Origin of the sequence: Stenotrophomonas sp. MH181796 (genome assembly GCF_009659995.1) — a bacterium.
GTDB classification, from domain to species: Bacteria; Pseudomonadota; Gammaproteobacteria; order Xanthomonadales; family Xanthomonadaceae; genus Stenotrophomonas; species Stenotrophomonas riyadhensis.
Genome location: NZ_RAHU01000001.1, coordinates 105129 through 117678 on the forward strand (window position 1 = coordinate 105129; position 12550 = coordinate 117678).

Genomic DNA, 12550 nt, shown 5'->3' on the forward strand with positions numbered 1-12550 from the left:
GCTATCTTTCCTGATGTCCGCACCTTCGTACTTCTGCCAGGCACACGCATGACTTCCGCACCCCGCACCCTGTACGACAAACTGTGGGACGCCCACGTGGTGGTTCCCGAATCCGACAGCGCGCCCGCCGTGCTGTACATCGACCTGCACCTGATCCACGAGGTGACCTCGCCGCAGGCGTTCACCGAACTGCGCGAGCGCGGCCTGTCGCCACGCCGCCCGGATCGCACCAAGGCGACGATGGACCACTCCACGCCGACCCTGCCGGCTGCCGCCGATGGCACGCTGCCCTATGCCAGCGCCGCCTCCGAAGCCCAGGTCGCCACGCTGGCACGCAACTGCGCCGAGCACGGCATCGAGCTGTTCGACATGGCCTCGGACAATCGCGGCATCGTCCACGTGATCGCGCCGGAACAAGGCTTCACCCAGCCGGGCATGACCATCGTCTGTGGCGACAGCCACACCTCCACCCACGGGGCCTTCGGCTCGATGGCGTTCGGCATCGGTACCAGTGAAGTCGGCCACGTGCTGGCCACGCAGTGCCTGCTGCAGCGCAAGGCGAAGACGCTGGCGATCACTGTTGATGGGCCGCTGGCTCCCGGCGTTGGCGCCAAGGACGTGGTCCTGCACATCATCGGCGTGATCGGCGTCAACGGAGGCACCGGCCACGTGATCGAATTCCGTGGCAGCACCATCGAAGCGATGGACATGGAACAGCGCATGACCCTGTGCAACATGTCGATCGAGGCCGGCGCACGCGCCGGTATGGTGGCGCCGGACCAGGTCACCTTCGACTTCGTCGCCGCGACCCCACGTGGTCCCAAGGGCGCCGACTTCGACGCTGCCGTGGCGCGCTGGCAGCAGCTGCGCAGCGATGAGGGCGCGCGTTTCGACAGTGAAGTGCACATCGACGCTGCCGATATCCGCCCGACCCTGACCTGGGGCACCCATCCGGGCACCGCCATCGCAGTGGATGCGCCGATTCCGGCGGCCAACGATGCTGCCGCACAGAAAGGCCTGGACTACATGCATTTCCAGGCCGGCAAGGCGCTGGCCGGAACACCGGTGGACGTGGTGTTCGTCGGCTCGTGCACCAACGGCCGCCTGAGCGACATGCGCGAAGTGGCGCAGGTGCTGCGCGGTCGCCGCGTCGCCGAGCGGGTGCGCATGCTGGTGGTGCCAGGCTCGGAGATCGTCAAGCGCGAGGCCGAGGCCGAAGGCATCCATGAGATCGTGCGCGCGGCCGGTGCCGAATGGCGCGAGCCGGGCTGTTCGATGTGCATTGCCATGAATGGCGATCTGGTCGCACCCGGCCAGCTGGCCGTGAGCACCAGCAACCGCAATTTCGAGGGGCGCCAGGGCCCCGGTTCGCGCACGCTGCTGGCCTCGCCGATGAGCGCGGCGTGGGCCGCGGTGAACGGGCACGTTGCCGATACCCGCGAACTGTTCGCACAGGAGGTGGCGTGATGGCCGGTTTCCGTACCCTGACCTCGGCCAGCGTGGTGCTGCGCCAGACCAACATCGACACCGACCAGATCATCCCGGCGCGGTTCCTGTCCACCACCGAGCGCGCCGGCCTGGGCCGCAACGCGTTCAATGACTGGCGCTGGCAGGCCGATGGTTCGCCGGTCGCCGACTTCGCCTTCAACCAGCCACACAACGCCGGCCGCAGCATCCTGCTGGCCGGCCGCAACTTCGGCTGCGGTTCCTCGCGCGAGCATGCACCGTGGGCGCTGACCGACCTCGGCCTGCGCGCCATCGTCAGCAGCGAGATCGCCGACATCTTCCGCGGCAACTCGCTGAAGAACGGCCTGTTGCCGATCGTGCTGGACGAGGCCGATGTGCAGGCGCTGATGCAGCGCCCGGACGACGAGCTGACCATCGACGTGGCCGCGCGCGAACTGCGCACGCCCGATGGTCGCGTCTATTCCTTCCCGCTGGATGGCTTCTCGCAGACCTGCCTGCTGGAAGGTGTCGACCAGTTGGGGTATCTGTTGGGCCGTGTCCCTGAAATTGAACGTTACGAGAGTGAGCATGCACGCTGAAATTGTTGTCCTGCCCGGTGATGGCATCGGCCCGGAAGTCGCCGCCGCCGCGGTTGCGGTCCTGAAGACCGTCGCCGAACGCTTCAACCACACCTTCACCTTCAGCGAGCACGACATCGGTGGCATCGCCATCGACCGCCACGGTGAACCGCTGCCGGCGTCGACCCTGGCGGCCTGCCAGGCCGCGAACGCGGTGCTGCTGGGCGCGGTCGGTGGCCCGAAGTGGTCCGACCCGAACGCCAAGGTGCGCCCGGAGCAGGGCCTGCTGGCGATCCGCAAGGCGCTGGGGCTGTATGCCAACCTGCGCCCGGTGCGTACCCATGAAGCCGCCCTGCACGCCTCGCCGATCAAGGCCGAGCTGCTGCAGGGGGTGGACTTCGTGGTGGTGCGTGAACTGACCGGCGGCATCTACTTCGGCGACAAGACCCGCGATGCCGACAGCGCCAGCGACCTGTGCCGCTATACCGTGGCCGAGATCGAACGCGTGCTGCGCAGTGCGTTCCGCCTGGCGCAACAGCGTCGCGGCAAGGTCACCTCGGTGGACAAGGCCAACGTGCTGGAAACCTCGCGCCTGTGGCGTGACGTGGCCGCGCGCATCGGCCGCGAGGAGTTCCCGGACGTGGCGCTGGAACACCAGCTGGTCGATTCGATGGCGATGCACCTGCTGGCCAAGCCGCGCGAGTACGACGTGATCGTCACCGAGAACATGTTCGGTGACATCCTCACCGACGAAGCCTCGATGCTGGCCGGCTCGCTCGGCCTGCTGCCGTCGGCCTCGCTGGGCGAGCCCGGTGCGGTCGGCATCTACGAGCCGATCCACGGTTCGGCCCCGGACATCGCCGGCAAGGGCATCGCCAATCCCTACGCAACGATCTTCAGTGCGGCGATGCTGCTGCGCCATTCGCTGGGGCTGGAAGCCGAAGCCGCCGCGGTGGAAGCCGCCGTGCACGCCGTGCTGGACGACGGCGTGTTCACCGCCGACCTCGCGGCGAAGGGAACGGCAGTGAGTACCGCAGCCGCCACGGATGCGGTGCTGGCGAAGCTGGGCTGACCTATCCGGCAACACTTGTAGAGTCGAGCCATGCTCGACTGCTGTTGCCTGAGTCGAGCATGGCTCGACTCTACAGGGACCTCGCGGCCACGCCCTGCGTGGCTGCGTTACTTGGTGGTGTACCCACCATTGACCAGAATCGTCTGCCCGGTCATCCACCAGCCGTCGGTGACCAGGAAGCGGATCCACGGCACGATGTCGGCGATGTCGGTCAGTCCGGTACGGGTGAACGCCGACAGTGCGGCTGCGGTCTTGTGATACGCCTGCGCGTCGGAACTCTCGGCGGGATAGAAGAACGGCGTGTCCATCGGACCCGGGCCGATCGCGGTCACCGAGATGCCACGCTCACCGAACTCCTTGGACGCCGCGCGGGTGAAATGCTCGACCGGTGCCTTGGTGCCTGCATAGCTGGAATAGAACGGGGTGAACGCCCCCAGCAGCGAGGTGACCAGCGTGCAGATGCGGCCACCGTCGTTGACGTGGCGGCCGGCCTCCTTCAGGAAGAAGAACGCAGCCTTGGCATTGACCGCACTCATCTCGTCGTACTCGGCTTCACTGATCTCAAGCAGCGGCTTCTTCAGTACCTTGCCGACCGTATTGATCGCGATGTCAGGGCGACCGACTGCAGCCACGGCATCGGCGAACAGGCGCTCCATCGCTGCGGCCGACGTCAGGTCGCCCTGCAGCGCCACCGCCGTGCTGCCAGCGGCCTGCACGGCGGCGACGGTCGCCTCTGCATCGGCCTGGGTGGCGGCGCTGTTGTAGTGGATGACGATGGCTTTGGCGCCCTGGCTGGCGAAGTCGCGGGCGATCAGTCCGCCGAGGTTCTTGGCGCCACCGGCGATCAGCACGGTCTTGCCCTTGAGGGAATGGTCGGTCATGGCGTTTGTCTCGGGAGGGGGCTGCCCGGGGTGGCAACCCTGCCCTGACGACGATATCGTGCAGAAAAAGCGGATAAAGCCCGCCACATTGACTTAACTTTCCAGAGCCAACGAACAATGGACCGGATCGATCGCTTCCGCATCTTCACCCGGGTGGTGGAGTGCGCCAGCTTCACCCGCGCCGCCGACCAGCTCGGCCTGCCCCGCTCCACCGTCTCGGCGGCCATTGCGGAGCTGGAGCAGCGGCTCGGCACCCGCCTGCTGCAGCGCTCGACCCGGCGGGTCTCCACCACCCACGACGGCGACGTGTTCCATGCCCGCTGCCTGCGACTGATCGCAGAGGTTGAAGACGCCGAATCGTTGTTCCGACAGGATGACGCACAGCCGGTGGGCCTGCTGAAGATCGACGTGCCCAGCCGCATCGGCCGCCGCATCCTCGCCCCTGCGCTGCCGGATTTCTTCGCTCGCCATCCACAGGTGGAAGTGGACCTGGGCATGACCGACCGCGCGGTGAACCTGATCGAAGACGGCTGTGATGCGGTCCTGCGGGTCGGGCAGCTGGGTGACTCCAGCCTGGTCGCGCGCACGCTGGGACAGCTCGACTTCGTCAACGTCGCCGCGCCGGCCTACCTGCGCGAGCATGGCGTACCGCAGCATCCTGCCGACCTGCAGCAGCACCGCGCGGTGAACTATGCATCGCCGACGACAGCGCGGGTGGAAGCGTGGGAGTGGCAGGACGGCAGCCAGCTGCGCACGTTGCCGATGCCCGGCTGGGTGCGGGTCAACAGTGCCGAGGCCTCGATCGCCTGCTGCGTGGCCGGACTGGGGCTGCTGCAGATTCCGCGCTACGACGTACAGGCTGAACTGCAGTCAGGCGCATTGGTGGAGGTGATGCCGCAGTACGTGGCGCAGCCGTTACCGGTGACCCTGCTGCAGCCGCACCGGCAACACCGCGCGCAACGCGTGCAGGTGTTCATCGAATGGCTGCTGCCGGTGCTGCGGAACGGCCTGCAGCTGCAGTAGATCGGCGCCATGCGTGGATGCGTGCATCAGTGCCAACCAAGGTTGGCACCTACCAGGGCCAAGACCCGCTGCGGTAAATCCACGCCATGCGTGGATGCATGCATCAGTGCCGACCAAGGTTGGCACCCACCAGGCGCACCGCGGTAGATCCACGCCATGCGTGGATGTGCACAACGTGGATGGGGTCAGAGCCCATTCCCAGCGGGAAAGGGATCCGACCCCGGCCGCAGAACCCGGGGCATCACGCCCCGGATTCGTCCGGCTTCACCCGGAACCATGCCGCGTACAACGCCGGCAGGAACACCAGGGTCAGCACCGTGCCCACGATCAGGCCACCCATGATCGAGATCGCCATCGAGCCATAGAACGCGCTGCGCGACAGCGGAATCATCGCCAGCACCGCCGCCAGCGCGGTCAGCACGATCGGGCGGAAACGGCGCACCGTGGCATCGATGATCGAATGCCAGCGGTCATGCCCGGCATCGATGTCCTGCTGGATCTGGTCGATCAGGATCACCGAGTTACGCATGATCATGCCCGCCAGCGCGATCGTGCCCAGCAGCGCCACGAAGCCGAACGGCGCGCGGAACAGCAGCAGGAACAGGGTCGCACCGATGATGCCCAGCGGCGCGGTCACCAGCACCATCGCCGCACGCGAGAAGCTGCGCAGCTGCAGCATCAGCAGCGTGGCCACCACCACCAGGAACAGCGGCATGCCGGCCTTGATCGAGTTCTGGCCACGTGCCGAATCTTCCACGGTACCGCCGGTTTCCAGCAGGTAGCCGCTGGGCAGCTCGGCGCGGATGCCGTCGAGCGTCGGCAGGATCTGGTGCACCACGTCCAGCGGCTGCATGCCATCACTGATGTCGGCGCGCACGGTCACCGTCGGCAGGCGGTTGCGGTGCCAGATGATGCCGTCCTCGAAGCCGTACTCCATCGTCGCCACCTGCGACAGCGTGATGCTGCCGCCGTTGGCGGTCGGCATCGACAGGCTCGACAGCAGCTCCAGCTGGTTGCGTTCATCGGCCGGCCCACGCAGCAGCATCTCGATCTGGCGGTTGCCTTCGCGATACACACTCACCGACTGCCCGGCCAGCGAGCTGGACAGGAACTGGCTGACCTGGGCACTGCTCACGCCCAGCGCGCGGGCACGCTCCTGGTCGATCACCAGCCGCACCACCTTGCTCGGCTCGCTCCAGTCCAGGTTGACGTTCATCACGTGCGGGTTTTCACGCACCTTGGCCTCGACCTGGCGTGCGATCGCCTGCACCTTCTCGATGTGCTCGCCGGAGATGCGCATCTGCACCGGGTAACCGACCGGCGGACCATTCTCCAGGCGGGTCACGCGCATCTGCACGTCCGGGAACTTCGGGATCACCTCATGCAGCAGCCAGTCACGGGTGCTTTCGCGCGACTTGATGTCCTTGGCCAGCACCACGAACTGGGCGAAGTTGGTGGCCGGCAGCTGCTGGTCCAGCGGCAGGTAGAAGCGCGGCGAACCGGTGCCCACGTAGGACACATAGTTGGCGATGCCCTCGCGGTTGGACAGCAGCTTCTCCAGCTTCTCGGCCTGGGCCTGGGTCGAGCGCAGCGACGCGCCCTCGGCCAGCTCGATGTCCACCATCAGTTCCGGCCGGGTCGAATCCGGGAAGAACTGCTGCGGCACGAAGCGGAACATCATCAGCGAGAACACGAACAGGCCGATGGTCGCGGCGATCACCCACCAGCGGTGACGCAGGCAGGCATCCAGGAAGCGGCGGAAGCTGCGGTAGAACGGGCGCTGGTACGGATCATGGTCGTGCCCGTGCTGTGGCGGTGCGATCAGGTTGGCCAGCGCCGGATAGCGGTCGGCCCACTGCTGGCGCTTGGCCAGCCAGCGCGCGGACAGGCTGCCCGGCTTCGGCGGCTGCGGATTGAAGAGGTCCGGCAGCATCTTGTCGCCCAGATACGGGATGAACAGCACTGCGGCAATCCACGACACCACCAGTGCGATGGTCACCACCTGGAACAGCGAGCGGGTGTATTCACCGGTGCTCGATGCGGCCGTGGCGATCGGCAGGAAGCCGGCCGCCGTGATCAGGGTGCCGGTCAGCATCGGGAACGCGGTCGATTCCCAGGCGAAACTGGCCGCACGCAGGCGGTCGTAGCCCTGTTCCATCTTGGTGGCCATCATCTCCACCGCGATGATCGCATCGTCCACCAGCAGGCCCAGCGCCAGCACCAGCGCGCCCAGCGAGATCTTGTGCAGGCCGATGTCGAAGTAGTGCATGACGAAGAAGGTCATCGCCAGCACCAGCGGAATGGTCACGCCCACCACCAGGCCGGTGCGCAGGCCCAGCGAGAAGAAGCTGACCAGCAGCACGATCACCACCGCTTCGGTCAGCACCTGCACGAACTCGCCGACCGACTCCTCCACCGATTGCGGCTGGTCGGACACCTTGCGCAGCTGCATGCCCGCCGGCAGGGTCTTCTGCAGGCGTTCGAACTCGGCATCGAGGTTGGCGCCAAGCTTGAGGATGTCACCGCCGTCCTTCATTGCCACGGCCAGGCCGATCGCCTCCTCGCCCATGAAGCGCATCTTCGGCGACGCCGGGTCGGCGAAGCCGCGCTTGACCTCGGCGATGTCGCCCAGGTGTACGGTGCGGTCGCCAGCGCGGATCGGGAACTGGCGGATGGCGTCGATGTCATTGAACTGGCCGGTCACGCGCAGCTGCACGCGATCGGTGGCGGTCTCGAAGAAGCTGGTGCCGGTGACCGCGTTCTGGTCGGCCAGTGCCTGCTGCACCTGCTGCATCGACACGCCCAGCGTGGCCAGGCGGGTGTTGGACAGCTCGATCCACACCTTCTCGTCCTGCAGGCCGACCAGGTCGATCTTGCCGACGTCGGGCACGCGCTGCAGCTCCAGCTGGATGCGGTCGGCGTAATCACGCATCACCGCGTAGTCGAAGCCCTTGCCGGTCAGCGCATAGATGTTGCCGTAGGTGTCGCCGAACTCATCGTTGAAGAACGGGCCGACGATCTCGCGCGGCAGCGTCGGCCGGATGTCGCCCACGCGCTTGCGCACCTGGTACCACAGATCCGGAATCTGCTTGGAGCGCAGGCTGTCGCGCGCCATGAAGATGACCTGCGATTCACCCGGGCGCGAATACGAGCGGATGAACTCGTACTCGCCGGTGTTCATCAGCGCCTTCTCGATCGGCTCGGTCACCTGCCGCGAGACCTGCTCGGCGGTAGCACCCGGCCACAGCGTACGCACCACCATCGCCTTGAAGGTGAACGGTGGATCCTCGGACTGGCCCAGATGCTTGTACGACCACGCGCCGATCAAGGCGAAGGCGAGCATCGCGAACAGCACCAGTGGACGATTGGCCAGCGCCCACTCGGAAAGATTGAAGCGGCGCACCGGCTTACTCCTTGGCCTTGGCGGCAGCGGCCGGCGCGGCCGGCTTCAGCACCGGGCGGTTCTGCCGATCCACGGCAATCACCGGCTGGCCGGCACGCAGCAGATGGCCACCCGCGGCGACCACCCAGTCGCCCGCGCCCACACCGGACAGCACCGGCACCGTTTCGCTGCCGTAAGCCCCGGTGGTGATCGCTGCGGACTTCAGCGTGCTGTTGGCCGGATCGACCACCCATACGCTGGCGGCCCCATTGGCGCCACGCTGCAGCGCGCCCAACGGCAGCTGCAGGGTGCCGTGGCGACCGGCACTGCTGTAGACGCGCGCGCTCTGGCCCAGTTCGACATCGGCCAGTGCATCGGCGGCCAGACTGACCCGGGTCGCATAGGTACGCGCCTGCGGATCGGCGGCGGCAGCGATCTCGCGGATCGTGCCCGGCAGCCGCTGGCCCGGGCGGTTCCACAGCTCCACCTCGACCGGCTGGCCGACTGCGTAGTCGCGGATGGTGGCCTCGGGCAGGTCGATCAGTACTTCGCGCCCGCCATCGGCAGCCAGGTTGAAGATGGTCTGGCCGGCGGACACCACCTGCCCGGCTTCGGCCTCGCGGCTGGCGATCACGCCGTCGGCCGGTGCGCGCAGCTGTGCGTAGTCGGCCTGGTTGCGCAGCACATCGAGGTTGGCGCGGGCGGCGTTGGCCTGGCCCTGCGCGGCCTTGAACGCCGCGGACTGCTGGTCCAGCTGCGAGCGGCTGACCAGTTGCTGGTCGGCCAGCACCTGGTAACGCTTGAGGTCATCGCGGGCACGCACCAGATCAGCTTCCGCCGCAGCCAGCTGCGCCTGCGAGGCGCGGGCCTGCAGCGCGAAGTCGGCCACGTCCAGCTCGGCCAGCACGTCGCCCTTCTTCACCCGTTGGCCGGCATCGACGTGGCGCTTGACCAGGTTGCCGCCAACGCGGAACGACAACGGGCTTTCCTGGCGTGCACGCACCGTGCCCGGGAACGCCGCAGGCGTCTGCCCGGCCTGCTCGCCCGGGTGAACCACCAGCACCGGCACGGCGGCCTGAGGCGCCTGTTCCTGTCCCGAACAGGCTGCCAGCGCAGCCACCCACACCATACCGCCCATCCAGCGCACGATCTTCATCGGTCAACGTCCTGAAAACGCAGGGTTGCAACTAAGGGGGGAGCCGCGACTGCCGGCCCAATTTAATAAACCGGCCGGTATAGTATAAATATCGAACCGCTTGGTCTAGTATTGTTGCGATGAGTTCTCCCACTTCCCGAAAGCCGTCGGCCAAGCCCGCTGCCAAGGCCGCCGGACCCGGGCGCCCCAAGGACCTCGGCAAGCGCGCGGCGATCCTTGAAGCAGCCAAGGCACTGTTCATCGAACAGGGCTATACCGGCGTGAGCATGGACGCCATCGCCGCTCAGGCCGGCGTCTCGAAGCTGACCGTGTACAGCCACTTCGGCGACAAGGAGACCCTGTTCTCCGAGGCCGTGCAGTCCAAATGCATTGAAATGCTGCCCGATGCCCTGTTCGTGGCCGACGCGGACGGCCCGCTGCGCGACCAGCTGATCGGCATCGGCCTGGCCTTCTTCGAGCTGATCACCTCCGATGCGGCGATCTCGATCCAGCGCATGATGATGGCGCCGGAGACCGATGAGCGCCTGCGCGAGCTGTTCTGGCGGGCCGGCCCCGAGCGTACCTGCGAGGCCCTGGCCGACTTCCTGCGCGCCCGCGGCGAACGCGGCGAGCTGGAGATCCCCGACTATTACCTGGCCGGCCAGCAGTTCCTGACCCTGGTCAAGGGTGAAGTGCACATGCATATGATGTGCGGCATGCCACTGTCACCGGTGGAGTGCGACCCTCTCACCCACGTGACCGCCAGCATCGACTTCTTCCTGCGCGCCTATGCGCCGCGAGGGGCCGGAACCGGCTGAAACGGCAAACCTGAATGAACCGGAGGTCGCGATGACTTCCGGCACTGCGACCCCGGCCACCCTGCAGCTGATGCTCTGGGCGCGCCGCCGGCCTCCGGCACCGGTAAAATGGCCGGCCCACTGCGCTGGATTTGAACCTCATGACGATTGATTACGCCCACGCCCGCGAACTGATGGTGGAACAGCAGATCCGTCCCTGGGACGTGCTGGACATCAAGGTGCTCGACGTCCTGGCCCGCCTGCCGCGCGAGGCCTTTGTCGCCGACGCGCACCGGGCACTGGCCTACGCCGATGTCGAACTGCCGATCGGCCATGGCCAGAAGATGATGAAGCCGGTCATCGAGGGCCGTACCCTGCAGGCACTGGATCTGCAGCCGGGTGACGAAGTGCTGGAAATCGGTACCGGCAGCGGCTTCCTTTCGGCCTGCATCGGCGCGCTGGCGCGCGACGTGCTGAGCCTGGAGATCGACCCGGAACTGGCCGCCGCCGCGCGTGCCCGCCTGGACGCCTCCGGCCTGGGCACCAACGTCCGCGTGGAAGTGGCCGATGCCCTGTCCTGGCAGACCGAACGCCGCTTTGACGTGATCTGTGTCACTGGTGCGGTCGACGTGGTGCCGTCACAGTTCGCCTCGTGGCTGCGTCCGGGTGGTCGCCTGTTCGTGATCCATGGCCGTTCGCCGGCGATGGAGGCCCTGCTGGTCAAGGCCGACGGCAGCACCGAGTCCCTGTTCGAGACCGATATTGATTACCTGCGTGGTGCCGCCCCGGCCCCCCAGTTCCACCTCTGAGTCCAAGGAAGCCGCAATGATCCGCCGATCCCTCGCTGTTGCGCTGGCCACTGCCCTGCTGCCGTTGTCCGCCCATGCCGCCGACCTGCTGCAGGTCTACGAAATGGCGCGCAATGGCGATCCGCAGCTGTCCGCCGCCGAATCCACCCGGCTGTACGACAAGGAAGGCGCCGTGCAGGCCCGCGCTGCCCTGCTGCCGCAGATCAACGGCCAGGCCACGCTGAACCGCTCGCGCAGCGAGGCGGACCATGACGCCAACTCCGGCACCGTGACCAGCAAGCGCCGCAACTACACGATCGAAGGGAGCCAGACGCTGTTCAACTGGACCCAGATCAACAACCTGCGTTCGCAGCGCGAGCTGAGCAAGGCGGCGGACTTCACCCTCGATTCGGCCAACGACAGCCTGATCGTGCGCACCTCGGCGGCCTACTTCAACGTGCTGGTGGCAATCGAATCGCTGAACGCCGCACAGACCAATGAAGCGGCTGCGAAGAAGCAGTTCGACTTCGCCGACAAGCGCCTGGAAGTGGGCCTGGCGCCGATCACCGACGTGCACGAAGCACGCGCCCAGTACGACCAGGCGCGCGCCAACACCATCGTTGCGCAGAACACCCTGGCCGATAACTACCAGGCCCTGACCGAACTGACCGGCCAGCCGGTGACCAACCTGCGTGGGCTGCCGGCCGACTTCCGCCCGGAAGTGCCGGCCAACCGTGGCAACATCGACGAGCTGGTGCACCAGGCCACCAACCAGAATCCGGCGCTGAAGGCCCAGGAACTGAAGGTCAGCGCCGCCGAGGCTGGCGTGCAGGCCGCTCGTGGCGGCCATTACCCGACCCTGTCGCTGGGCGGCAGCTGGGGCAAGAGCGCAACCTGGGGTGACAGCACCGGTGCCGGCTCGTTGTCGCCGGATGCACGCACCAACAGCATCGGGCTGACCCTGAGCGTGCCGATCTTCGCCGGTGGCGCCACCCAGTCCGGCGTCCGCCAGGCACTGGCCCAGCGTGACATCGCCCAGGATGGCTACGAGCAGCAGAAGCGTGCCCTCGACCGCAACACCCGCAATGCCTACCAGACCCTGGTGCAGGGCATCAGCGAAGTGGAAGCCCGCCGCCTGGCGGTGGTCTCGGCGCAGAGCGCGTACGACGCCTCGCAGGTCGGCCTGGAAGTCGGTACCCGCACCGTGCTGGACGTGATCCAGAACCAGCGCATCCTGTTCTCGGCGCAGCTGGACTACGCCCAGGCCCGCTACACCTTCCTGCAGAACCGCCTGCTGCTGAGCCAGTCGCTGGGTGCGCTGGACGTGGCCGAGCTGCAGGACGTCAACCGCCTGCTGACCCAGGACGCGGGCAACCCGGCAACGACCACGCACTGAGTCGTCGCCCTGCCGGCAATGAAGAAGCCACCCGCGAGGGTGGCTTTTTTGT

General features: G+C 67.0%; 10 protein-coding genes. 7 read left to right on the plus strand and 3 right to left on the minus strand.

Annotated elements, in window-relative coordinates:
• Positions 1–48 precede the first annotated feature (48 nt).
• From leuC to leuB, 3 genes are read left to right on the plus strand one after another with little or no spacing between them, the layout of a single operon-like run.
• Entirely contained in the window at positions 49–1467 is a 1419-nt protein-coding gene (gene leuC / locus D5301_RS00480; protein WP_153854473.1) for a 3-isopropylmalate dehydratase large subunit, read from the plus strand.
• Entirely contained in the window at positions 1467–2045 is a 579-nt protein-coding gene (gene leuD / locus D5301_RS00485; RefSeq protein WP_005410953.1) for a 3-isopropylmalate dehydratase small subunit, read from the plus strand. Before leuC ends, leuD begins: the two co-directional genes overlap by 1 nt.
• Complete coding sequence (gene leuB / locus D5301_RS00490) at positions 2035–3096, plus strand: 3-isopropylmalate dehydrogenase (protein ID WP_110713571.1); 1062 nt, start codon at positions 2035–2037, stop codon at positions 3094–3096. Before leuD ends, leuB begins: the two co-directional genes overlap by 11 nt.
• A gap of 107 nt (positions 3097–3203) precedes the next feature.
• Here leuB and D5301_RS00495 read toward each other — a convergent pair whose 3' ends face one another.
• On the minus strand, positions 3204–3977 hold the full coding sequence (locus tag D5301_RS00495; RefSeq protein WP_153854474.1) for an SDR family oxidoreductase: 774 nt from the start codon (positions 3975–3977) through the stop codon (positions 3204–3206).
• A 117-nt stretch (positions 3978–4094) separates the two neighbouring features.
• On the opposite strand from D5301_RS00495, the gene D5301_RS00500 reads away from it, so the two are divergent.
• Positions 4095–5000, plus strand: a complete 906-nt coding sequence (locus D5301_RS00500; protein ID WP_153854475.1) for a LysR family transcriptional regulator — start codon at positions 4095–4097, stop codon at positions 4998–5000.
• Between the two features lie 241 nt (positions 5001–5241).
• Here D5301_RS00500 and D5301_RS00505 read toward each other — a convergent pair whose 3' ends face one another.
• Positions 5242–8403, minus strand: coding sequence for an efflux RND transporter permease subunit (locus tag D5301_RS00505; protein ID WP_180854345.1), 3162 nt, complete (start codon positions 8401–8403; stop codon positions 5242–5244).
• A 4-nt stretch (positions 8404–8407) separates the two neighbouring features.
• Entirely contained in the window at positions 8408–9538 is a 1131-nt protein-coding gene (locus D5301_RS00510) for an efflux RND transporter periplasmic adaptor subunit (RefSeq protein ID WP_153854476.1), read from the minus strand.
• Between the two features lie 119 nt (positions 9539–9657).
• Between D5301_RS00510 and D5301_RS00515 the strand changes: the two genes are divergently transcribed.
• The 3 genes from D5301_RS00515 (at position 9658) to D5301_RS00525 (ending at position 12498) form a co-directional block, all read left to right on the plus strand.
• Positions 9658–10335 (plus strand): TetR/AcrR family transcriptional regulator, encoded by a 678-nt coding sequence (locus D5301_RS00515; protein WP_153854477.1) that lies wholly within the window; start codon positions 9658–9660, stop codon positions 10333–10335.
• 140 nt (positions 10336–10475) lie between these two features.
• The gene (locus D5301_RS00520) at positions 10476–11123 is read left to right on the plus strand and encodes a protein-L-isoaspartate O-methyltransferase (protein WP_005414414.1); all 648 of its coding nucleotides are present in this window, start codon (positions 10476–10478) and stop codon (positions 11121–11123) included.
• Positions 11124–11139: 16 nt separating this feature from the next.
• Positions 11140–12498 (plus strand): TolC family outer membrane protein, encoded by a 1359-nt coding sequence (locus D5301_RS00525; RefSeq protein ID WP_110713581.1) that lies wholly within the window; start codon positions 11140–11142, stop codon positions 12496–12498.
• Positions 12499–12550: the final 52 nt, after the last annotated feature.

Coding starts and splice junctions, on each gene's coding strand:
- D5301_RS00500 (WP_153854475.1), top strand. CDS start 4,095: ATGGACCGGATCGATCGCTTCCGCATCTTCACCCGGGTGGTGGAGTGC.
- D5301_RS00510 (WP_153854476.1), bottom strand. CDS start 9,538: ATGAAGATCGTGCGCTGGATGGGCGGTATGGTGTGGGTGGCTGCGCTG.
- D5301_RS00515 (WP_153854477.1), top strand. CDS start 9,658: ATGAGTTCTCCCACTTCCCGAAAGCCGTCGGCCAAGCCCGCTGCCAAG.
- D5301_RS00520 (WP_005414414.1), top strand. CDS start 10,476: ATGACGATTGATTACGCCCACGCCCGCGAACTGATGGTGGAACAGCAG.
- D5301_RS00525 (WP_110713581.1), top strand. CDS start 11,140: ATGATCCGCCGATCCCTCGCTGTTGCGCTGGCCACTGCCCTGCTGCCG.
- leuC (WP_153854473.1), top strand. CDS start 49: ATGACTTCCGCACCCCGCACCCTGTACGACAAACTGTGGGACGCCCAC.
- leuD (WP_005410953.1), top strand. CDS start 1,467: ATGGCCGGTTTCCGTACCCTGACCTCGGCCAGCGTGGTGCTGCGCCAG.
- D5301_RS00495 (WP_153854474.1), bottom strand. CDS start 3,977: ATGACCGACCATTCCCTCAAGGGCAAGACCGTGCTGATCGCCGGTGGC.
- leuB (WP_110713571.1), top strand. CDS start 2,035: ATGCACGCTGAAATTGTTGTCCTGCCCGGTGATGGCATCGGCCCGGAA.